The following is a 21,784-nucleotide window of genomic DNA, read 5'->3' on the forward strand; positions in this document are numbered from 1 at the left end:
GCGCGTGATGGGGGCGCTGGCGGGTTTCGGGGCGCTGCTGAAGGTGTGGCCGGCGCTGCTCCTGCTGGGCGCGGTCAAGCGCCGTGCGTGGGGAGCGGCGGCGGTGACGGTCGTGGTGGTCGCCGGTGTCTTCGCGGTGTCGATGCCGGGCGCGTTCGCCTTCCTGACCTTCCAGCGCGAGCGGGGCACGGAGGTGGAGTCGCTGGGCTCGCTGGTCTTCCATGTGGCCCGGCACTTCGGCTGGCAGGGCGAGGTGCTCCTGAACTACGGCTCGGTCGAGTTCGTCGGCCCGTACGTGAACTGGGTCAGCACGGCGGCCCTGGGCCTCACCGCGCTGGCCTTCGGCTGGATCGTGCTCTGGCGGCTGATGGCGGCCCGCTTCCTGCCCCACACCCTCGCGGACGCGGCCTTCGTGGCGGTCCTGATGTTCACGGTCACCAGCCGGGTGATCAGCCCCCAGTACGTCGTCTGGCTGATCGGCCTGGCAGCCGTCTGCTCCTGCTTCCGCGCCAGCCGCATGCGCCTCCCGGTCACCCTGGTCCTGGCGGCGGCCTTCGTCACGGTCCTGGAGTTCCCCCTCTGGTTCGCCCACGTGGTCGCGAGCGACGGCCTGGGCATCACCCTCCTCCTGCTCCGCAACGGCCTCCTGGCAGCCGCGGCGATCACCGCCGCACGCGAGCTGTGGCGGGCGTCGGTCACCTGGGCGGACGTACCGCCACTGCCTACTCAGGCGACGCGGTCGAAGGCTACTTCCGCGTCGCCCTGAGACCTGAGGCCTGAAACCCGGGGCAAGTCCCGCTGAAATCAGCCGCGTTGAGCCCTGAGATAGTCCCGCCACTGCTCCGTGAAGTCCGCCAGGGTCGTACCCAGGACGTTCTTCAGCGCGTCCTCCACCGCTCCCGGCCGCTTCTTGTGGGTGCCGACCGCGCGGTAGAACCTGCCCAGTCGGGCGACCCCCCACCGGTCCTCGATCATCCGGCAGGCCATCCAGCCGCCCTCGTACGCCTGGGCCAGTTCCGTGGGGTCGCTGCTGAAGCCGAAGTCCTTGTCGGTGGGGAGGGCGGTCGGGACGTCGCCGTCCAGGACGGCGCGGTACAGCTCGGGGGCGGCCTGGGTGGCGGTGCGGCCGGTGCCCCGGTAGCCGATCCAGTCGGCGTAGCCCTCCGAGAGCCAGAGGGGGGTGGCGGCGGTGGTGTGGGCGCGGGTGGCGACGTGCGTCGTCTCGTGGGTGAGGACGACCTGTTTGCCCACCGAGCCGAGGAGCGCGTACGCGTCCGGGTTGACGATGATCCGGTCCGCCGGCGCGCTGCCCGAGCCGCCCGCCTCGCCCGTCGTCACCGCGGCGATGCCCCGGTAGGAGGCCGCCGGTGCGCCCAGGAGCCCCGCCATGCCGTCCAGGGAGCCGGGGACGAGCACGACGACGTGCCGGGTCCAGTCGGTGCCCCAGGCGTCCGACACGGCCGGTACGGCATGGTCCGCGAGGGAACGGTAGGTCCGGAGGCTGTCGGCGGACTGCCCGACCCCCATCACCAGGCTGTGCGCGCCCTTGACGACGCTCACCTTCCCCTGGTCCCACAGCTGTTGGCCGGACTTCTTCGCGGGCCCGTCGGTGGCGACGTACCACTGCCCGTCCGCGGTGAGGCGCAGGCCGAGCGTACGGCCGACCGTGACGGGTGAGGTGTCGTAGCCCTTGACCCGGTAGCTCAGTTGGGCGTCGGCGGTCGCGGTGGCGCCGGTGCGGTGCAGCGCGGTGAGGCGGTAGGACCAGGACGCCAGCGGTACGGCGCTCAGGTTCTCGTACGCCGTGCGGGCGCCGGTCCGCGTGTACGCCGTCCCGTCGTGGTGCAGGAGCGCCGTGGACTGCCGGTCGAGGAGGCGCTGGACCGCCGTCCTCGCACTGTCCGGCGCCGACTGCCCGCCGCACCCCACCAGCAACCCGAGCAGCAGACACAGCGCGAGCACTCCGGAGCGCGACGCCCGCCTACGACCAGTCACTTCCCGATCGTACGACCCTTTCGCGCCGGTCAGACCCTCGTGACCGACGAGACCGGCATCATGCCGACCGGGTCGTAGCGCACCGGCGCGCCCGGGTAGGGGGCGTGGATGACCTGGCCGTTGCCCACGTACATGCCGACATGGCTGGCGTCGGAGCGGTAGACGACGAGGTCGCCCGGCTGGGCCTGGGAGAGCGGGATCTGCCGGCCGGCGTAGCGCTGCTGCTGCGAGGTGCGCGGGAGGTGGACGCCCGCCTGGGCGTACGACCACTGCATCAGGCCGGAGCAGTCGAAGCCGCCGGGGCCGTTGGCGCCCCAGATGTACGGCTTGCCGAGGGCCATGCGGGCGGCGGCCACCGCGGCGGCGGCGCGGCCCGAGGACGGGACGCCGGCGCCGAGGTCGGGGATGTCCTCGCGGGCGGAGCGGGAGGCCCGGTCGAAGGAGGCGCGCTCGGCGAGGGGCATCTGGTTGAGGAGTTGCCTGGCCTTGGCGAGTTTCCGTTCGACGGTCTTCTTGTGGGTGGCGACGGCCTTGCGGCTGCGCTCCAGTTCGGCGAGGTGCCCGGCGGCCTCGGTGCGCTCCTGGGCGAGCTCGCGCATGGCCTCTTGGAGGTCCTTGAGCTGGCCCGCCTGCTGGTTGGTGATCCGGTCGAGGACGGAGGCCTTGTCGAGGTAGTCGGCCGGGTCGTCGGAGAACAGCAGCGCGACGGTGGGGTCGATGCCGCCGGAGCGGTACTGGGCGCCGGCGAGCGAACCCAGCGCGTCCCGCATGGTGTTGATGCGCTGCTGCTGCCGGGCGATGCGGTCCTGGGCGTCGCTCACCTGCCGGTGCAGCTCCCCGGCGCTCTCGTCGGCCTTGTCGTAGGCCTCGGTCGCCCGCTCGGCCTCCTGGTAGAGCCGGTCCACCTCGGCCTTGGAGTCCTCGTGCGGCGCGGCCACGGCGGAGCCGGTCGGCAGGGCGCCGAGGGCAGCGGCGGCGGCGGACAGGACGCAGACCGCGGCACTGGCGCCTCGGTCGAACCCGGACGGTGCAGGGCGACGACGGGATCCCACGGGAAGCCGCACTTCCTTCCGCTGGCGGACACGGACCGCTCCCCCGGTGCGGGGAAACGCGCCAGACAGTAGCTCTGTGAAGGGGTGCGGGCCAAAGACCTCGGCGGACACATAACGTGACGCCCCGCCCAAGACGCAGGTCATGGGCGGGGCGTGGAGTCAGCGTGGTGTGTCGCGATTCGCCCGTTCGGGCGGTACAGAAGGGCCGGATGCAGACCGGATACGGACCGGATCAGATCCGGACGCCGAACTCGAAGGTCATGTTGCCGATCGACTCGTAGCGCACCACGGCACCGGTGTGCGGGGCGTGCAGCACCTGGCCGTTGCCCGCGTAGAGGCCGACGTGGTGGTAGTCGCCGTAGAAGATGACCAGGTCGCCGACCTTGAGGTCGCTCTGGCTGTAGATCCGGGTGCCGGCGTTGGCCTGCGCCTCGGACGTGCGGGGTATGGAGACGCCGGCCTGCGCGTAGGCCCAGGAGGTGAGGCCGGAGCAGTCGAAGGAGGAGGGTCCTGAGGCGCCGTAGACGTACGGCGAGCCGATCACGGACTGGGCGGCGGCGAAGGCCGCGGCGGCGCGGCTGGAGGCGGAACCGGTGCTGCCGAGGTTCACCCGCGAGGTGGAGCGGCTGGCGGCCTGCGCCTGCTGCGCGTCCAGGGCCGCCTTCTCCTTGGCGGTCAGGGTGTTGAGCAGCTTCTGGGCCGCGGCCAGCTTGGCCTTGACCTCGTTCTTCTTCTTCTTGAGCTCGGTGCGGGTGGCGGAGAGGTCCTTGAGCTTGGTGCTCGCCTCCGCGCGCTCCTGCGCGAGTTCACGCTGCTTGCCCTGGATCTTCGTGAGCGCCTCGACCTGCTGGGCGCTCAACTGGTCCATCGTGGACGCCTTGTCGAGGTAGTCGTCCGGGTTCGAGGACAGGAACAGCTGGATCGAGGGGTCGATGCCCCCCGTGCGGTACTGGGCGCTCGCCATCGTGCCGAGGCCGTCCCGGAGCTTGTTGAGCTCCTCCTGGCCGCGGGCGACGTTGTCCTGGATGGTGGAGATCTCCTTCTGGAGCTTCTCCTGCTTCTCCTGGGCCCCGTCGAGCTTCTCGGTGGCCTGCTCGGCCTGCTCATAGAGAGCGTCGACCTTCGCCTTGACCTCGTCCTTGTTGGGCTTCTCACTCGGCGCGGCGTTCGCGGCCTGCGAGCTGAGAACAACGGCGGCAGCGGCTGCGGTGGTCAGCACGGTCACACGCGCGCGGCTCGGCTGCTTCGGTCGACGGTGGGACGCCACGGAGTCGGGCTCCTTCTATTGAGTGATCACCCGTTCGGAGGTTCGAGGCCTGACCCTAGTGATGTTTCTGTGATCAGTTCAAATCCTCACACGAAAAAATGCTGTCACTCAAAGCATTCTTTGCACATAACCAACATGCAGTGATGGTCGATTGACGCTACGTTGCGTGACGGTTCGGTCAATTCCGGCATTAAACCTGTACGTTGACCTTCACGACAGTCGCTTGAGGAGTACCGCAGAAGCGACGGGCCGGGCGCCCGCCTTCGCGATGCCGTCGGCCACCTCGCGGTCGGTCGACGCGACGATGACGGGCCGGCCCGGCGGCTCCGCGCGCACCAGCTGGCGGATCAACTCGTCGGCGGTGACGCCCGGTTTGGAGAACAGCACCCGCACTCCGCGCGGCGGCGCGAGCAGCACGGGCGCGGCCAGCTCGGCCCCGTCGAAGACACAGGTGACCTCGGCGCCGGTCTGCGCGGCGAGCTGCGAGAGCTGCCCCAGCAGCCTCAACCGCTGCTTCTCCAGGGGCATTTGGGGGTAGCCGGTCTTGGTGACGTTGTAGCCGTCGACGACCAGGTGGGCCTGCGGCAGCGCGAGCAACTGGTCAAGGATCGCGGGGTCGTTCTCCGACAGCGCACGCGCGGCGATGTCCTTCGGGGTCATTCGTCCCGGTTCGACCGCGTCGACGGTCTCGGCGGGCCGCACGGAGACGGGCGGCAGCGCCAGTTCCCTGCGCAGCCCCTGGGTCGCCTCCAGCACGGTGTCGAGCAGCAGCCGTACCCGCATGTCCTCGACGCTGCGCCCCTCGCGGGCGGCCTTGCGGGTGGCCTCCAGGGCCGCCTCCGCCTCGCTGAGGCGCGCCTTGAGCCGCCGGGTCTCGATCTCGCCCGCGGACACCTGTGCCTGGCCCTCGGCGCGCGCCGTGTCCGTCTCGGACCGCAGCTTGCGCAGGGCGGCCTCGCCGCGCTTGACGTCACTGAGGGCGGAGCGCAGCTTGCGGTGCAGCGAATCCGCCTCCTTCTTCGCCGCGTCCAGTTCGGTGCGCAGCCGCTCGGTCTCGGTCCGGGTGGCGTCCCGTGCCTGCGCCAACTCCTCGCGCAGCCGCTCCAGTTCGGCCCGGCTCTCCTCGTCCGCGCGCTCGGCGTCGGCGCGCAGCGCCTCCTCGCCGGCGGCGGTCACCAGCTTCACCCAGCCGGTGGGGCGCAGAACATAGGCCGCGGCCGCCACGTCGAGCGGGTCCGCGGCCGGGGGCGGTGAGCCGGAGTCGAGCGCGCCGGCGAGCTCCGACTGGGCCTCTCTCAGCTTCTCCCCGATCCGCTGCCGGAACAGCGGATCGGTCTCCAGGGCGGCGGCCATCGCGTTGCCGGCGAACTTGGCGCGCCGGTTGGGGGCGAAGCGGGCGTACTGTCGTAGCTGCGCGGGCAGTTCGGAGACGGTGAGGCCGCCGAACCCGTCCGACACGATCTGTACGACTCTTCTCCGCACGCCGTCGGGCAGCGGGCGGTCGAGCACCTCGGCGGCGCCGTCGCCCGGCCCCCCGCCTGAGTTCTCCACCATCCCTCACACCCCAACCGGTCTGTGCGGGGCCACTCCCTCTCAGGAGCCGGCGCCCGGCCTGTCCACGAGTTCCACCTGATCCACGGCGTTGCACCAGCGGCAGCGCACCGACTCGATGGTCTCACTGACCACCTCGCGCTCCTCCACCTTCGGCTCTCCCGCCAGGTCCAGGTGGAGGTACTCCACGACCTTCGACGAACGCGTCACGTCGAAGCGCGTGAGGTTGCCGCAGAGGGTGCAGCGCCACCGCGTCGAGGCGGTCGGCAGGGGTACCGTCATCGTGGCTGTCCGCTTCCTTCTCGTTCAAGTTTCCGTGATCGCCGGTTTCCCCGGCGAGTGTGGCTCGTAACCCTACGGCCTGGCGGGTACTCGCCGCTCGGCCGTCCACAGCGGCGAGGCACTCTGCCCGACTGCGTCCCGTTACGTCATGCTCTGTGGTCATGATCAGCAACTGGGGCCCGGCCCTCGTCAGGACGTTCCGCGGCACCTCGACGCCCATGACCTACGCCCTGATCGGCCTGTGCTGCCTGATCTTCGTCCTCGGCCCGGCCTCGGGTTTCGTCCCGTCCTACGGCACCGGGGACGCGCTGCTCGCCGCGCAGCGGGCGTACTTCCGGCGCTGGGGTGTGGTCCCGGCCGACCTGTTCGCGAGCCCGACCCGAGAGGCGCTGACCCCGGTCACGGCCCTGTTCATCCACGGCAGCTGGATTCATCTCCTCGGCAACATGCTCTTCCTCTACGTCTTCGGAGCGATGACCGAGGAACGGCTGGGCCGGGTCGAGTTCACCCTGTTCTACGTCGGCTGCGGATACCTGGCGCTGCTGGGATACGCGGTGGCCAACGCCGACTCCGCGCAGTCCCTGGTCGGCGCGTCCGGGGCGATCTCGGCGGTCCTCGGGGCGTTCCTGTACCTGTTCCCCCGGGCCCGCGTGACGAGCCTCCTCCCCTTCCTCTTCTTACTGCCGCTGCGCTTCCCGGCGTGGGTCGTACTGCCGTTCTGGGTGGCCCTCCAATGGCTCGCGGCGGGCCAGGCCGCGCAGGGGCCGGGGGTGGCGTACCTCGCCCACCTCGTGGGCTTCACGCTGGGCTTCGGCTACGCGTGGGTCAGATTCGGTCGTACGACTAGAGTTGGGTCCGCCCCAGCAACGGTCCCCGAGGGAGAGAACCAGCCGTGATCACCGCGATCGTCCTCATCAAGACCAGCGTGGACCGGATTCCGGAGATCGCCGAGTCGATCGCCGCGCTCGAATCCGTGAGCGAGGTCTTCTCCGTCACCGGCACGTACGACCTGATCGCGATGGTGCGGGTGCGGCAGCACGAGGACCTGGCCGAGGTCATCCCGGGCCGGATCAGCAAGATTCCGGGCGTCGAGGGCACGGACACGCACGTGGCGTTCCGGACGTACTCGCAGCACGACCTCGAGGCGGCGTTCGCGATCGGGCTGGACTCCTAGCGCGCGTTCAGCCGCTTCCACAGGGCGACCAGCGCGCCCCGGTTCACGACCTCCCAGGCCGGCAGGTCGGTGTGGCGGCCATCACCGCACCGCAGCGAGAGCGGCACGTCCCGGGGCCGCAGCCACCATGACGCCGGCACCGGAAAGTCCGGCAGCTCGACTGCGAGACGCGGCTCTTGCAGGTCGGCCCACCGGTACGCCTGCCGACCGCCCGGGAGGAACACCTGGTCCGCGTCCGCGGTGAGCGGGCCGAAGGCGACCTGCCCGCCGTGCTCGATCCGGTCGAGCATCGCGGGCACCTGAGCGTCGGCCACCCGCTGCCGGACGCGGTCGACGACGGCGGACCGCATCCGCCGGTTCTCGGGGGGCTCCGCGTCCGTCACCCCGAGCTCGACCTGCCGCTCGTCGAGCACGAAGCCCTGTTCGTCCCCGTCGCCGAACCGCAGCAGATGCCGGTGGGACAAGGTGTACCAGGCGACGTCGTGCCGCTCGTTGGCCACGACGATCACATCGACTGTGGAACGCCAGTGCGTCACGTCCGCCCAGCGACGGACCCGGGCACCGGGCCCGAGGACGAACCCCTCCTCGTACAGGTACACCGGCCTGCCGCCGAGGAGACGCGGCGCGCGCCGTACGACCGCCCGGCCCAGCGGCTCGCCCAGCCCTTCGGCGGCCGCCGTCCCGCTCACCCGCGAGGGAATGCCCACCCGGGAATCGTCACACGGCCGGCACGCAACGGCCGTCCTGGGTGCGGTAGTTCCACTTGGCGCCGTCGGTCACGAGTTCCCGTACGGCCGTCACGAAGCGCTCGACGTGCTCGTCCGGGGTGCCCGCGCCGAAGCTCACGCGGATCGCGTTGAGGGACTTCTCGCCGGGGGCCGCTTCGGGGGCTCCGCACTCGCCCTGGGTCTGGGGGTCGCTGCCGAGGAGGGTGCGGACGAGGGGGTGGGCGCAGAAGAGGCCGTCGCGGACGCCGATGCCGTACTCGGCGGAGAGGGCCGCGGCGAAGTGGGAGCTGTTCCAGCCGTCGACGACGAAGGAGATCACGCCGACGCGCGGAGCGTCGTCGCCGAACAGGGACAGGACCTTGACCTGCGGGATCGCCGCCAGGCCCGCACGGACCTCGGCGATCAGGTGCTGCTCGCGGGCCACCAGCGTCTCGAAGCCCGCCTCGGTCAGCGCCTTGCAGGCCGACGCGATGGAGTAGGCGCCGATGACGTTCGGGGAGCCGGCCTCGTGGCGGGCGGCGCTGTCGTGCCACTCCACGTCCACTCCCCCGTCCTCGCGCCGGGTGACCTTGCGGCTGGCGCCGCCGCCCGCGAGGTAGGGGTCGGCCGCCTGGAGCCAGTCGGCGCGGCCGGCCAGGACGCCCGAGCCGAAGGGGGCGTAGAGCTTGTGGCCGGAGAAGGCGATCCAGTCGACGTCGAGGTCCTGGACGGACACCGGGTGGTGCGGGGCGAGTTGGGCGGCGTCCAGGACGATCCGGGCGCCGTGGGCGTGAGCCGCGGCCGCCAACTCCCGTACCGGCCACAGCTCGCCGGTGACGTTCGAGGCGCCCGTCACGCAGACCAGGGCCGGGCCCTGCGGGTCGCGGGCGGCGAGGGCCCGCTCCAGGGTCTCCACCGCCTGGCGCGGGGTGCGCGGGGCGTTGAGGTAGGTGACCTGGGCGTCCTTCCAGGGGAGCAGGGACGCGTGGTGCTCGGTCTCGAAGACGAAGACCTGGCAGTCGGCGGGGAGGGCCGCGGCGAGGAGGTTGAGGGAGTCCGTGGTCGAGCGGGTGAAGATCAGCTGGCCGTCGGGGCGGCAGTCCAGGAACTCCTCGACCGTCCTGCGGGCGTTCTCGAACAGGTCGGTGGAGAGCTGCGAGAGGTAGCCGGCGCCCCGGTGGACACTGCCGTAGTACGGGGCGTAGGCCGCCACGTCGTCCCAGACGCGCTGGAGGGCGGGGGCGCTGGCCGCGTAGTCGAGCGCCGCGTAGGTGACCTCGCCACCCGTCACGAGCGGGACGGTGACATCCCGGCCCAGAACGGGCAGCGGGGGACAAACGGTCTGGACGACGGCAGCGGTGGAGACAGACATGGCGAACTCCCGTGAGAGGCAAGGCGGTTCCGCCGTACGAGCGCGTGAGGCTCCAGCACGGAGGGGGGTGAAAGGGGGTATGCGGAGGCGGGGCTCGACGCCCTACCGCATTCGCTTGCTCACAGAGGGCTCCCTCGATGACCAGGACCCCTGGTGTCTTTCGAGGGGCCCGCGCTTGCCGCAGACCTCGCTGCCTACGGCCTGGTCTTCACCCGGGGCACCCCGCCACGGACGGAGGGTTGCCGGACAGTCGGCCGGGGCCTCATGACTGTCACTCATGACCTGGTCGGAAAACTTACGTGAGGTGATCGCCGTCCCGCAACCCGTGTCCGGATCGCGGGACGACAACCCCCGTGGCGCTACGCGTTGCTGGCCGCGGCCCAGCGCTCCAGGGTCCGCTTGGCCGCCCCCGAGTCGATCGACTCCGCCGCCTTCTCCATCCCGGCCCGCAGCCGGCCCGCCAGCGGCCCGTCCCCCGGCTCCAGCGCCACCAGGGCGGCCGCCGAGTTCAGGAGTACGGCGTCCCGCACCGGGCCCGTCTCGCCGTCCAGGAGGCGACGGGCGACGCCGGCGTTGTACTCGGGGTCGGCGCCGCGCAGGGCCTCCACCGGGACCAGGTCGAGGCCGACGTCCCGCGGGTCGAAGGACTCCTCGGTGACCTTGCCGTCGCGCACGATCCACACCCGGGAGGTGGCGGTGGTCGTCAGCTCGTCGAGGCCGTCGTCGCCGCGGAACACCAGGGAGGAGTTGCCGCGCTCGGCGAAGACGCCCGCGATGATGGGCGCCATCCGCGGGTCCGCGACCCCGACCGCCTGCGCCCGCACCTTGGCGGGGTTGGTCAGCGGGCCCAGCGCGTTGAACACCGTACGGATGCCCAACTGGCCGCGTGCGGCGCCCGCGTGACGCAGCGCCGGGTGGAACTTGACCGCGAAGCAGAAGGTGATCCCGGCCTCCTCGGCGACCTCGGCCACCCGTCGGGGGGTCAGCTCCAGGTTGACGCCGAGCCGCTCCAGGACGTCGGAGGCGCCGGACGCGGAGGACGCGGCCCGGTTGCCGTGCTTGACGACCTTCGCGCCCGTGCCGGCGACCACGATCGAGGACATCGTGGAGATGTTCACCGTCTTCGCGCCGTCACCGCCGGTCCCGACGATGTCCACCGTCCGCCCCGACACCTCGATCACGTTCGCGTGCTCGTACATCGCGCGCACGAGCCCGGTGATCTCCTCGACGGTCTCGCCCTTGGCCCGCAACGCCACCACGAACCCGGCGATCTGCGCGTCCGTCGCCTCGCCGCGCATGATCTGGTCCATCGCCCAGAACGTCGCGTCGGCGTCCTGGTCCTGGCCGTACAGCAGGGCGTTCAGTACCTCGGGCCAGGAACGGGCCGCCGCGGTGTCGCCTCCAGCGGGGGTCACAGCGCTCATACGGCCGCTCCTGGGTGTCGTAGAAAAATGGTTCAAGGATGTGCCCCCACCCTATCCAGCGCGAGGTACGGCGAAGGGCCCCGTCCGGTGTTCGGACGGGGCCCTTCGACTGTGGCGTGGCGACGCCTCAGCGATCAGTGGTGGCCGTGGCCGCTCGTGATCTCCTTGTACTCCTCGACGGTGGGCTTGGGGATCTGGGACTCCTCGCCGTAGTACGCCTCGCTCAGCTTGGCGCGCAGCTTCTGGGAGCCCTTCACCTTGCGCTCGACGCCGTTCTCGTCGACCGTCGCGCCGATCGCGGCCGGCACGTACTGCTCGTGCGCGGTGAGCGTGTGCAGCGCGTCCTGGCTGAGCGGCTCGTGGATCTCGACGAACTCACCGTGCGGCAGGCGCTTGATGATGCCGGACTCACGGCCGTGCAGCACCTTGTCCTTGTCGCGGCGCTGGAGGCCGAGGCAGACCCGCTTGGTGGCGAGGAACACGAGGACCGGCACGACGAAGAAGCCGACGCGCACGAACCAGGTGATCGAGTTGATCGACAGGTGGAAGTGCGTGGCCCAGATGTCGTTGCCGCCACCGACGAGCAGGACGAAGTACCACGAGATCCACGCGGCACCGAAGGCCGTACGGGTCGGGGCGTTGCGCGGGCGGTCCAGGATGTGGTGCTCGCGCTTGTCGCCGGTGACCCAGGACTCGATGAACGGGTAGACCGCGATCGAGACCAGGACCAGCGGGAAGATCACCAGCGGGATGAACACGCCCAGGACGAGCGTGTGGCCCCAGAAGTTGATCTCCCAGCCCGGCATGACACGGATCAGGCCCTCGGAGAAGCCCATGTACCAGTCGGGCTGGGCGCCCGTGGAGACCATGTCCGGACGGTACGGGCCCATGGACCAGATCGGGTTGATCGAGGCGAGCGCCGCGACGGCCGCGATGACACCGAAGACCAGGAAGAAGAAGCCTCCGGCCTTGGCCATGTAGACCGGCAGCAGCGGCATGCCGACGACGTTCTTGTTCGTCTTTCCGGGGCCCGCGAACTGCGTGTGCTTGTGGTAGAAGACCAGGATCAGGTGGCCGACCACCAGGCCGAGCATGATGCCCGGCAGCAGCAGGATGTGGATCGAGTAGAAGCGGGCCACGAAGTCGCCGCCCGGGAACTCGCCGCCGAAGAGGAAGAACGACAGGTACGTGCCGACGATCGGCACGGACAGGACCGCGCCCTCCATGAAGCGGACACCGGTGCCGGAGAGCAGGTCGTCCGGGAGCGAGTAACCGGTGAAGCCGGTGAACATGCCCAGGACGAACAGCAGGAAGCCGAACAGCCAGTTGACCTCACGCGGCTTGCGGAACGCACCCGTGAAGAACACGCGCATCATGTGCACGAACATGCCGGCGAGGAAGATCAGCGCCGCCCAGTGGTGGATCTGGCGGATCAGCAGACCACCGCGCACATCGAAGGAGATGTGCATGGTCGAGTTGAACGCCTCCGACATCAGCTGCCCCTGGAGCGGGACATAGCTGCCGTGGTACGTCACCTCGTTCATCGACGGGTGGAAGAACAGCGTCAGATACACACCCGTGAGGATGATGATGATGAAGCTGTAGAGGCAGACCTCGCCCAACATGAACGACCAGTGGTCGGGGAAGATCTTGCGCATGTTGGTCTTGGCCAGGGAGTAGATCCCGAGCCGACCGTCCGCCCAGTCGGCGATCTTCTCGCCGGCCGGTGCTTTCTCGCGCCGCTCGTTGGTCTCGTTGGTGCTCATCCGCGCTCCCAGAATGCAGGACCGACGGGCTCATCGAAGTCGCCGAGCGCCTCGAGATAGCCCTCGTCGCTCACGCCGATGCGCAGCTGCGGCAGGGCGTGACCGGCCGGGCCGAAGATCACTCGGGCACCGTCGGAGAGGTCGAAGGTGGACTGATGGCACGGGCAGAGCACGTGGTGCGTCTGCTGCTCGTACAGGGAGATCGGGCAGCCCACGTGGGTGCAGATCTTCGAGAAGGCGACGATGCCCTCGTGCGCCCACTCCAGCTCGCGCTTGTCCTTGATGTTCTCCGGCTGGAGCCGGACGATCATCAGCGCCGCCTTGGCGATCTCGGTCTGGAACTCCTCGTCGGTCTCCTCCAGGCCCTCGGGCTTGGCGAAGGTGAGCGAGCCGACGGCCACGTCCGAGGGACGCAGCGGCAGGTTCGTGTTCATGTTGACGAGCAGCTTGCCCTTGGACCACAGCGTGTGGCGGAGCTTCGTCCCCGGCAGCGGGCCCAGGTCGCGCAGCAGCATGACGCCGGAGAGCGGGAACAGGGCCAGCGCGCCGAACATCGTGTTGCGAATCAGCTTGCGACGGCCGAGCGCCGACTCCTTGGCACCCTCCTTGAAGTCGGCCATGACCTTGGCCTTGACCTCGGGGGGCGCCTCGATCGCGTGCCGCTCGTCGGCGATCTCCACGTCGGACATCAGGGTGCGGGCCCAGTGGACCGCGCCCGCGCCGATGGTGAAGAGCGCTCCGCCGAGGGTCAGCCCCAGCGCGAAGTTGAGCGCGTTGATGTGACCGATCGGGAAGACGAAGATCGCCTTGTCGTGCGGGATCCCCACGTACGAGGCGATGAAGCCGACCGTGAGGAGCATCGACAGCGTGAACAGGAAGGCGACGACGCGCTCGGACCGCTTGGCGGCCCGCTCGTCGATGTCCTGGACACGGTGCTCGTGCGGCGGCAGTCCCGGGTCGGCGAACGGGTCGTTCTCGTCCGCGACCGACACCGCGCCGTGCGCGTCCTGCTCAGCGGGCAGGTTCTCTTCTGGAATGTCTTGGCTACTCATGACTTCTTGGCCTTTGCGGTCCGAGCGGCGACCCAGACGGCTACCGCGATCAGCGCGCCCAGACCGAAGATCCAGGCGAAGAGACCCTCACTGACCGGACCGAGACCACCCAGCTCAAGACCGCCGGGGCTCTCGGTGTCGTCGCCGTTGACCGCGTCGAGGTACGCGATGATGTCCTTCTTGTTCTTCGACGACAGCGTGGTGTCGGGGAAGGAAGGCATGTTCTGCGGGCCGGTCTGCATGGCCTCGTAGATGTGCTTCGGGGCAACGCCTTCGAGGCTCGGCGCGAACTTGCCGTGCGTCAGCGCGCCGCCCTTGCCGGTGAAGTTGTGGCACTGGGCGCAGTTGGTGCGGAACAGCTCGCCACCCTTGGCGATGTCCGAACCCTCCGGCCCGTACTCGTTCTTCGTCGGGATCGCCGGACCGGCGCCCAGCGAGGCGATGTACGCCGCGAGCTGGTCGATCTCGGCCTGCGAGTAGATGACCTTCTTGGCCGGGATCTGAGCACCCGGCTGCTGGGCCGGCATCCGGCCGGTGCCGACCTGGAAGTCGACCGCCGCGGCGCCGACACCCACCAGGCTCGGACCGTCGGAGGAGCCCTGACCGCCGGTGCCGTGGCAGCTTGCGCAACCGACGGCGAACAGCTTCTTGCCCTCGTCGATGGCGAGGGACTGGGCGGACTCGTCGGCCTGCGCCTTGCTCGCGGGCGCGAGCAGGCTGAACACCCCCCCGGCTGCCGCCAGCGCGAGGAGTAGTACGACGACCGCCGCCAGCGGATGGCGTCGTCGTGTGGAGAGCTTTTTCACGGATTACCCCGGTGTCAGGATCTTCTGCGTCGATGCTTCTGGAATGTGCGCTTCTTGGCTGCGCGCGGGATCGGGCCCGACTACTTGATCAAGTAGATCGTGGCGAAGAGGCCGATCCAGACGACATCGACGAAGTGCCAGTAGTAGGACACGACGATGGCCGCGGTCGCCTGTTCGTGAGTGAACCTCTTCGCCGCGTAGGTACGTCCGAGGACGAACAGGAAGGCGATGAGGCCGCCCGTCACGTGCATGCCGTGGAAACCGGTGGTCAGGTAGAACACCGAGCCGTACGGGTCGGAGGACAGCGACAGGCCGTCCTTCTTCACCAGCTCCGTGTACTCGAAGATCTGACCGCCGATGAAGATCGCACCCATCACGAACGTGATGATGAACCAGCCCCGGAGCTTCTTCACGTCCCCGCGCTCGGCGGCGAAGACGCCGAGCTGGCAGGTCAGGGAGGAGAGCACCAGGATCGTGGTGTTGGTCGCGGAGAACGGAAGGTTGAGATGGCTCGCCATCTCCTTCCAGTGGTCCGGACCGGTCACCGATCGCAGGGTGAAGTACATCGCGAAGAGGGCCGCGAAGAACATCAGCTCGGAACTCAGCCAGATGATGGTTCCGACGCTGGTGAGGTTCGGCCGGTTGACCGACGGGTGCGCGTGCCCGGTTTCTACTGTCGTTGCTGTCGCCACGACCGACATTATGTCGGTCGCTTATCCCGCCCTCACTCCGGGGGGTGCCGTTCGGAGTGTTCGCAGCGTGTGTACTGCCCGTATGGCCCATCGCAGGGGTGTTCCAACAGGTGTTGACGGGGTGTTCAAGGGAGTAGCATCCGCGCAACGGACCTTGGGAGGAAGAATGCAGGCGACCGCCACGGTGCTGGTCTACAGCGATGACTCCAACACCCGCGAGCAAGTCCGGCTGGCCACCGGGCGCCGGCCGGCTCCGGACGCACCGCTGGTCGAGTTCCTGGAGTGCGCGACGCAGGCGGCGGTCGTCAAGGAGCTGGACCGGGGTGGGATCGACGTCTGCGTCTTCGACGGGGAGTCCGCGCCGATGGGCGGCATGGGGCTGTGCCGTCAGGTGAAGGACGAGGTGTTCAACTGCCCGCCGGTGCTGGTGCTCATCGGGCGGCCGCAGGACGCGTGGCTGGCCACGTGGAGCCGTGCGGATGCCGCGGTGACCCTGCCGGTGGATCCTGTCGAGTTCGCTGCCTCGCTCGCCTCTCTGCTGCGTCACAAGCGGGCCTTGAGCGCCTAGCGGGCCGGGGCGCGAGGCAGTTGGCGACTGCGGGCCCGCTGTGGCGGGCCGGGCCCGCGCGTCGGAGCCGCACATGTCACAGCCCCGCGCCCCTGGGGACGTCACACCGACTCAGGCCGCAAGCGCGCCGCGTCCTCCGGCCTGGGACCGTCCGGCGTTCCGCCGACCAGCGCGCTGCCGCCCCGCCACTTCTTCCAGCCGAGGTTCCAGTCGCCGAACCCGTTGCCGAAGGGTTCCATCTCGTCGCCCTCGGAGTTGACGACCTTGACGACGTCACCCTCGTGGATGGTGTCGAAGAACCACTCGGCGTTGCTGGTGCTCATGCCGGTGCAGCCGTGGCTGACGTTCGCGGAGCCCTGGGAGCCGACGGACCAGGGGGCCGCGTGGACGTACTCGCCGCTCCAGGTGACGCGGGTCGCGTAGTAGACGGGGAGGTCGTACGAGTCCGAGGAGCCCTCGGAGATGCCGACGGTGGTACCGCGCATCCGTACGAAGTACTCCTTGCCCAGTACGACCTTGACGCCGTTTCGGGTCTCGAAGCCGGGCTTGCCGGTGGTGACGGGGATCTCGTTGATCTCCTCGCCGTTCTTGTAGACCGTCATCTCGTGGGACGAGGCGTCCGTCACGGCGACGATCTTGTCGCCCGTGCTGAGCTTGAGCCCCTTTGAAGCGCCGCCCCGGAGGCGGTCGCTGATCTTCACGCCGTCGAGGTCGCTGCGCACCTGGACGGTGGCGTGGGCGGGCCAGTACTCCTTGGGGCGGTAGTGGAGTTCCTTGTCGTCCACCCAGTGCCAGGCGCCCTCCACGGCGGGCACGGAGTCCACCCTGAGGGCGCGTTCCACGATGGCCCGCTGCGCCTTGTCCTTGACGGGCATGTTCAGTTCGGCGGTGACCGGCTGGCCCACGCCGTACGTGCCCGCGTCCGGACCGAACTTGACGGTCAGGCTCTTCTTCGCGGTCGGCTTGGTGGTGTCGAAGGTGAGGACCTTGCGGCCGGGGGCGCCGTCCTCGTCCTCCGTGCTCACCCGGACCGTGTAGCGGGCGTTGGCGGCCAGCGGGGAGGTGCTGTGCCAGCGAGTGCCGTCGGCGGCGAGTTCGCCCGTGACGTAGCGTCCCGTGGCGTCCATGGCCGTGACGTCCGCGATCCGCCCGTCGTCACCGTCGACGGTGACGACCAGAGGCTTGTCGGGGTCGGCCTTCTTGCCGTTGCCGGACGGGCCGTTGAAGGAGATCTGCCCGGCCGCGTCGAACGGCTCGGCCGACAGCGGGTTGCCGCCGCCGGACCCGCAGGCGGTGAAGCCCGCGCCGAGCGAGATCACCAGCAGGGTGCAGCCGACGACGGTGCGGGTGCGCGGTGTGTGGCTCATGAGCCGAGGCTATGAAGCTTCGTCAGCGGCGGCGCGGTGGGTGACTCGGACGGGGGACGCGCGTTACGGCAAAAGCACGAGCCCGGACCCTCCTGACGGAGTGTCCGGGCTCGTGAACGCCAGGCGCGTGCTACTGGGTGCGGCTCTCACCGCGGTAGTACTCGAAGACCCAGCCCCACAGGCCGATCATGATGACCGGCGCGGAGAAGTACAGCAGCCACCAGCCGATCGCGATCGACAGGAAGGCCAGCGCGCCACCGATGCCGAGGGTGAGGGGCTGCCAGCTGTGCGGGCTGAAGAAGCCCACCTCGCCGGCCTCGTCCGCGACGTCGGCCTCCTTGTTGTCCTGTGCGAGGGTGTCGATCCGCCGGGCCGTGAAGCCCAGGTAGAAGCCGACCATGATGCACAGGCCGAAGGCCATGAAGAGGGCCGTGGTACCGGCCGCCTCCTTGGACCAGACGCCGTAGACGATCGCCATGACCAGCACGAAGACGGCCAGCCACATGAACATCCTGCCCTGGACCTTCACTTGCCCGCCTCCTTGCCGCCGGCGAGGGCCTTGTCAGCGTGGTGCGCGTTCTCGAGCTGGTCGAGCGCGGCGATCTCCGGGTGGTGCAGGTCGAACGCCGGGGATTCGCTGCGGATGCGCGGGAGGGTGAGGAAGTTGTGCCGCGGGGGCGGGCAGGAAGTCGCCCACTCGAGCGAACGGCCGTAGCCCCACGGGTCGTCGACCTCGACCTTCTTGCCGTACTTGGCCGTCTTCCACACGTTGTAGAGGAACGGCAGGATCGACAGGCCGAGCAGGAAGGAGCTGATCGTCGAGATCGTGTTCAGGGCGGTGAAGCCGTCCTGCGCCAGATAGTCGGCGTAGCGACGGGGCATGCCCTCGGCGCCCAGCCAGTGCTGGACCAGGAAGGTGCCGTGGAAGCCGATGAACAGCGTCCAGAAGGTGATCTTGCCGAGGCGCTCGTCGAGCATCTTGCCGGTCATCTTCGGCCACCAGAAGTGGAAGCCGGAGAACATCGCGAAGACGACCGTGCCGAAGACCACGTAGTGGAAGTGGGCGACGACGAAGTACGAGTCCGAGACGTGGAAGTCCATCGGCGGCGAGGCCAGGATGACACCGGTCAGACCACCGAAGGTGAAGGTGATCAGGAAGCCGGTGGCCCAGAGCATCGGGGTCTCGAAACTCAAGGACCCCTTCCACATCGTTCCGATCCAGTTGAAGAACTTCACGCCTGTCGGTACGGCGATGAGGAACGTCATGAAGGAGAAGAACGGCAGCAGCACTCCGCCGGTGACGTACATGTGGTGGGCCCACACCGTCACGGACAGGCCGGCGATGGAGATCGTCGCGGCGACCAGGCCCATGTAACCGAACATCGGCTTGCGCGAGAAGACCGGGATGACCTCGGAGATGATGCCGAAGAACGGCAGCGCGATGATGTACACCTCTGGGTGGCCGAAGAACCAGAAGAGGTGTTGCCACAGCAACGCACCGCCGTTGGCAGCGTCGAAGACATGTGCCCCGAATTTTCGATCCGCCTCCAGCGCGAACAGCGCGGCGGCGAGGACGGGGAAGGCCAGCAGGACCAGGACGGCGGTCAGCAGCACGTTCCACACGAAGATCGGCATGCGGAACATCGTCATGCCCGGTGCGCGCATGCAGATGATCGTGGTGATGAAGTTGACCGCACCGAGGATCGTGCCGAAGCCGGAGAAGGCCAGACCCATGATCCACATGTCGGCGCCGATGCCCGGCGAACGGACCGCGTCCGACAGCGGGCTGTACGCGAACCAGCCGAAGTCGGCCGCGCCCTGCGGGGTGAGGAAGCCGCCGACCGCGATCGTCGAGCCGAACAGGTAGAGCCAGTAGGCGAACATGTTCAGCCGCGGGAACGCCACGTCGGGCGCGCCGATCTGCAGCGGCATGATCCAGTTCGTGAAACCGGCGAACAGCGGCGTCGCGAACATCAGCAGCATGATCGTGCCGTGCATCGTGAACGCCTGGTTGAACTGCTCGTTCGACATGATCTGCAGACCCGGCCGGGCCAGCTCGGCACGCATCAGCAGCGCCATGACGCCGCCGATCAGGAAGAACGCGAACGACGTGACCAGATACAGCGTGCCGATCGTCTTGTGGTCGGTGGTGGTGAGCCACTTGATCACGACGTTACCGGGTTGCTTGCGCCTTACCGGCAGCTCGTCCGCGTAGTGGGACTCTGCCGCCGCGGCACCCTGAGGTTCGTTGAGGATGCTCACAGGTTGTTCGTCTCCCGGTTCTTCTCGTGGCTCGTCTGCGCGATGCCAGCGGGGATGTAACCGGTCTGCCCCTTCTTGGCAAGGTCCTTGAGGTGCTGCTGGTAGCGCTCCGGCGAGACGACCTTCACGTTGAACAGCATCCGGGAGTGGTCGACGCCGCAGAGCTCGGCGCACTTGCCGAGGTAGGTGCCCTCCTTGTTGGGAGTCACCTGGAAGGCGTTGGTGTGACCCGGGACGACGTCCATCTTCATCAGGAACGGCACCACCCAGAAGTCGTGGATGACGTCACGCGAGGTGAGGACGAAGCGGACCGTCTCGCCCTTGGGGAGCCAGAGGGTCGGACCCGGGTTGCCGGTCTGCGGGTTCTTCGAGGCGGGCGTACCGACGTCGTAGACACCGCCGGCGTTGGCCGGGAATTCCTTCTTGAACCGGTCCGGAATCGCGGCCAGGTTCTTGTCGGTCGTCGCGTCGCCACTGACACCGTCGACGTTCTCGATGTAGTTGAAGCCCCAGCTCCACTGGAAGCCGACGACGTTGACCGTCACGTCGGGCTTCTTGTCGAGGCTCAGGAGCTTCGTCTCGTCGCGGGCCGTGAAGTAGAACAGGACCGAGACGATGATGAGCGGAACAACCGTGTACAGCGCCTCGATGGGCATGTTGTACCGGGTCTGCGGGGGGATCTCGACCTTGGTGCGGCTGCGCCTGTGGAACACGACGCTCCACATGATCAGGGCCCACACCAGGACGCCGACGGCGAGCGCGGCAGCCCAGGATCCCTGCCACAGGGAGAGGATCCGCGGACCCTCCTCCGTGGTCGGGGTGGGGAAACCAAGGCGAGGGAAGTCCTTGGATGTGCAACCGGTCGCGGTCGCCAGGACCAGGCCCGCAGTCATTGCCTGCAGCAGCTTCCGCCGCATCGGGCGCCGCGGCGAGCGGTCGGAGCCGTTGGGACTCACGTAGCGCCTTCCCGAGAGTCTCGCCCGCGCGGATTGGCTGCGGCCTGCCTTCACGCGGGTCGGTCGCCGCCCTGCGTCGGGCAGGGGTTTGGATGTTTATGCGGACCAAACCCTAGCCGACGCCCTCCGGGGGTTCGCGGGGAGGGTGGCATACGCGCCGCCCGTTACTCCTTGCGCCTAATAGCTCGGGGGATCAGGTGGTTTGGGCGGGTGCGGGGTGCGTTGTGGCTTGTCGCGCAGTTCCCCGCGCCCCTTCTTTGCTCGCCCTCGATTTAACGTTGCTGTGTGTCCTACTTTGATGCCGCATCCTCCGCTCCTCTCCATCCCGTCGCCCGGCAGGCGCTGTTGGCGTCTCTGGACGAGGGGTGGGCGGACCCTGCCCGGCTGTACCGGGAGGGGCGCAAGGCTCGGCTGCTGCTGGACGCCGCGCGGGAAGCGGCTGCCGAGGCCGTCGGTTGCCGTCCCGACGAATTGGTGTTCACCGCCTCCGGTACTCGGGCCGTGCACACGGGAATTGCGGGGGCGTTGGCGGGGCGGCGGCGCGTCGGGCGTCACCTGATCGTGTCAGCGGTTGAACACTCTTCCGTGCTCCATTCGGCCGAGGCGCTGGTCGCGGAGGGCGGTTCGTCCACCGAGGTGCCGGTGGACCGTACGGGGGCGGTGAGTGTCGCGGCGTACGCGGACTCGCTCCGGTCGGACACCGCGCTGGCGTGTCTCCAGTCCGCCAACCACGAGGTGGGGACCGTGCAACCGGTCGCCGAGGTGGCCGAGGCGTGCCGGGCGGTGGGGGTGCCGTTGCTGGTAGACGCGGCGCAGTCGCTGGGGTGGGGGCCGGTCGAGGGCGCCTGGTCGCTGCTCACGGCGAGCGCGCACAAGTGGGGCGGGCCGGCCGGGGTCGGGCTGCTGGCGGTGCGGAAGGGAGTGCGGTTCGCGCCCCAAGGGCCCCTGGACGAACGGGAGTCGGGCCGCGCCCCCGGCTTCGAGAACATCCCCGCCGTCGTGGCCGCGGCCGCCTCGCTCCGCGCGGTCCGCACGGAGGCGGCCCAGGAGGCGCTACGGCTAAGGGAGTTGACGGAGCGGATCCGGGCGCGGGTGCCGCGGCTGGTGCCGGGGGTGGACGTGGTCGGCGATCCGGTGCGACGACTGCCCGGGATCGTCACCTTCTCCTGTCTCTATGTCGACGGGGAGACACTGCTCCACGAACTGGACCGCGCCGGTTTCTCCGTCTCCTCCGGCTCGTCCTGCACGAGCAGCACGCTGACGCCCAGCCATGTGCTGAAGGCGATGGGGGTGCTGAGTGAGGGGAATGTGCGGGTGTCGTTGCCGCGGGGGGTCGCGGAGGAGGACGTCGAGCGTTTCCTCGCCGTGCTGCCGGGGGCGGTGGCGGGGGTCCGGGAGAAGGTGGGGGCGGATGTGCCGACGACCGTCGTGGAAGACGACTTCCTTGTCGTGGACGCCCTCGGGAAGCGGTGCCCGATCCCCGTCATCGAG

The 21,784-nt window shown here is 69.2% G+C and carries 20 protein-coding genes, 1 pseudogene and 1 riboswitch; of the genes and pseudogenes, 5 read left to right on the plus strand and 16 right to left on the minus strand.

What is annotated here, in order from left to right; all coding sequences use genetic code 11:
• Positions 1–766 (plus strand): annotated as a pseudogene (locus JHN63_RS27320) (glycosyltransferase 87 family protein); the annotation flags it as partial.
• A gap of 38 nt (positions 767–804) precedes the next feature.
• On the opposite strand, the gene JHN63_RS27325 reads toward JHN63_RS27320, so the two are convergent.
• The 5 genes from JHN63_RS27325 to JHN63_RS27345 form a co-directional block, all read right to left on the minus strand.
• The gene (locus tag JHN63_RS27325; RefSeq protein WP_307781996.1) at positions 805–1,995 is read right to left on the minus strand and encodes a hypothetical protein; all 1,191 of its coding nucleotides are present in this window, start codon (positions 1,993–1,995) and stop codon (positions 805–807) included.
• Between the two features lie 29 nt (positions 1,996–2,024).
• Positions 2,025–3,047, minus strand: coding sequence for an NlpC/P60 family protein (locus tag JHN63_RS27330; RefSeq protein ID WP_200685448.1), 1,023 nt, complete (start codon positions 3,045–3,047; stop codon positions 2,025–2,027).
• 232 nt (positions 3,048–3,279) lie between these two features.
• The gene (locus JHN63_RS27335; protein ID WP_200685450.1) at positions 3,280–4,314 is read right to left on the minus strand and encodes an NlpC/P60 family protein; all 1,035 of its coding nucleotides are present in this window, start codon (positions 4,312–4,314) and stop codon (positions 3,280–3,282) included.
• A gap of 210 nt (positions 4,315–4,524) precedes the next feature.
• Positions 4,525–5,868, minus strand: a complete 1,344-nt coding sequence (locus tag JHN63_RS27340) for an NYN domain-containing protein (protein ID WP_200685452.1) — start codon at positions 5,866–5,868, stop codon at positions 4,525–4,527.
• Between the two features lie 39 nt (positions 5,869–5,907).
• Entirely contained in the window at positions 5,908–6,147 is a 240-nt protein-coding gene (locus JHN63_RS27345) for a hypothetical protein (protein ID WP_019067815.1), read from the minus strand.
• Between the two features lie 161 nt (positions 6,148–6,308).
• Between JHN63_RS27345 and JHN63_RS27350 the strand changes: the two genes are divergently transcribed.
• Positions 6,309–7,043: a rhomboid family intramembrane serine protease gene (locus tag JHN63_RS27350; RefSeq protein WP_200685454.1), complete on the plus strand. Its 735-nt coding sequence runs from the start codon at positions 6,309–6,311 to the stop codon at positions 7,041–7,043.
• Positions 7,040–7,321, plus strand: a complete 282-nt coding sequence (locus tag JHN63_RS27355) for an Lrp/AsnC family transcriptional regulator (RefSeq protein ID WP_019062383.1) — start codon at positions 7,040–7,042, stop codon at positions 7,319–7,321. The genes JHN63_RS27350 and JHN63_RS27355 overlap by 4 nt, the downstream gene beginning before the upstream one ends.
• Here JHN63_RS27355 and JHN63_RS27360 read toward each other — a convergent pair.
• From JHN63_RS27360 to JHN63_RS27390, 7 genes are all read right to left on the minus strand, one after another.
• Positions 7,318–8,028, minus strand: a complete 711-nt coding sequence (locus JHN63_RS27360) for a hypothetical protein (protein WP_200685456.1) — start codon at positions 8,026–8,028, stop codon at positions 7,318–7,320. The genes JHN63_RS27355 and JHN63_RS27360 overlap by 4 nt on opposite strands.
• Before the next feature lie 10 nt (positions 8,029–8,038).
• Complete coding sequence (locus tag JHN63_RS27365; protein WP_200685458.1) at positions 8,039–9,400, minus strand: aminotransferase class V-fold PLP-dependent enzyme; 1,362 nt, start codon at positions 9,398–9,400, stop codon at positions 8,039–8,041.
• A 166-nt stretch (positions 9,401–9,566) separates the two neighbouring features.
• Positions 9,567–9,683, minus strand: a riboswitch (SAM riboswitch).
• A gap of 76 nt (positions 9,684–9,759) precedes the next feature.
• The gene (trpD, locus tag JHN63_RS27370; RefSeq protein ID WP_200685460.1) at positions 9,760–10,824 is read right to left on the minus strand and encodes an anthranilate phosphoribosyltransferase; all 1,065 of its coding nucleotides are present in this window, start codon (positions 10,822–10,824) and stop codon (positions 9,760–9,762) included.
• A gap of 134 nt (positions 10,825–10,958) precedes the next feature.
• Entirely contained in the window at positions 10,959–12,590 is a 1,632-nt protein-coding gene (locus JHN63_RS27375) for a ubiquinol-cytochrome c reductase cytochrome b subunit (RefSeq protein ID WP_200685462.1), read from the minus strand.
• Complete coding sequence (locus tag JHN63_RS27380; RefSeq protein WP_200685464.1) at positions 12,587–13,642, minus strand: ubiquinol-cytochrome c reductase iron-sulfur subunit; 1,056 nt, start codon at positions 13,640–13,642, stop codon at positions 12,587–12,589. Before JHN63_RS27380 ends, JHN63_RS27375 begins: the two co-directional genes overlap by 4 nt.
• Positions 13,639–14,448: a c-type cytochrome gene (locus JHN63_RS27385; protein ID WP_200685466.1), complete on the minus strand. Its 810-nt coding sequence runs from the start codon at positions 14,446–14,448 to the stop codon at positions 13,639–13,641. Before JHN63_RS27385 ends, JHN63_RS27380 begins: the two co-directional genes overlap by 4 nt.
• An 80-nt stretch (positions 14,449–14,528) precedes the next feature.
• On the minus strand, positions 14,529–15,149 hold the full coding sequence (locus JHN63_RS27390; protein WP_019067823.1) for a heme-copper oxidase subunit III: 621 nt from the start codon (positions 15,147–15,149) through the stop codon (positions 14,529–14,531).
• A 157-nt stretch (positions 15,150–15,306) separates the two neighbouring features.
• Between JHN63_RS27390 and JHN63_RS27395 the strand changes: the two genes are divergently transcribed.
• Complete coding sequence (locus JHN63_RS27395; RefSeq protein WP_200685468.1) at positions 15,307–15,708, plus strand: hypothetical protein; 402 nt, start codon at positions 15,307–15,309, stop codon at positions 15,706–15,708.
• Between the two features lie 101 nt (positions 15,709–15,809).
• On the opposite strand, the gene JHN63_RS27400 is transcribed toward JHN63_RS27395, so the two are convergent.
• The 4 genes from JHN63_RS27400 to coxB form a co-directional block, all read right to left on the minus strand.
• Entirely contained in the window at positions 15,810–17,075 is a 1,266-nt protein-coding gene (locus JHN63_RS27400) for an Ig-like domain-containing protein (RefSeq protein WP_200685470.1), read from the minus strand.
• Between the two features lie 130 nt (positions 17,076–17,205).
• On the minus strand, positions 17,206–17,604 hold the full coding sequence (locus JHN63_RS27405) for a cytochrome c oxidase subunit 4 (protein WP_200685472.1): 399 nt from the start codon (positions 17,602–17,604) through the stop codon (positions 17,206–17,208).
• Positions 17,601–19,337 carry a cytochrome c oxidase subunit I gene (gene ctaD / locus JHN63_RS27410; protein WP_200685474.1) on the minus strand — a complete coding sequence of 579 codons (1,737 nt, stop codon included), beginning with the start codon at positions 19,335–19,337 and terminating at the stop codon, positions 17,601–17,603. Before ctaD ends, JHN63_RS27405 begins: the two co-directional genes overlap by 4 nt.
• Positions 19,334–20,293, minus strand: coding sequence for a cytochrome c oxidase subunit II (gene coxB, locus JHN63_RS27415; protein WP_200685476.1), 960 nt, complete (start codon positions 20,291–20,293; stop codon positions 19,334–19,336). The genes ctaD and coxB overlap by 4 nt, the downstream gene beginning before the upstream one ends.
• A gap of 285 nt (positions 20,294–20,578) precedes the next feature.
• Here coxB and JHN63_RS27420 point away from each other — a divergent pair.
• On the plus strand, positions 20,579–21,784 hold a 1,206-nt coding region (locus JHN63_RS27420), incomplete at its 3' end, for an aminotransferase class V-fold PLP-dependent enzyme (RefSeq protein WP_200685478.1).

The sequence above is a fragment of the Streptomyces sp. MBT65 genome, from assembly GCF_016612545.1.
Taxonomy (GTDB): Bacteria; Actinomycetota; Actinomycetes; order Streptomycetales; family Streptomycetaceae; genus Streptomyces.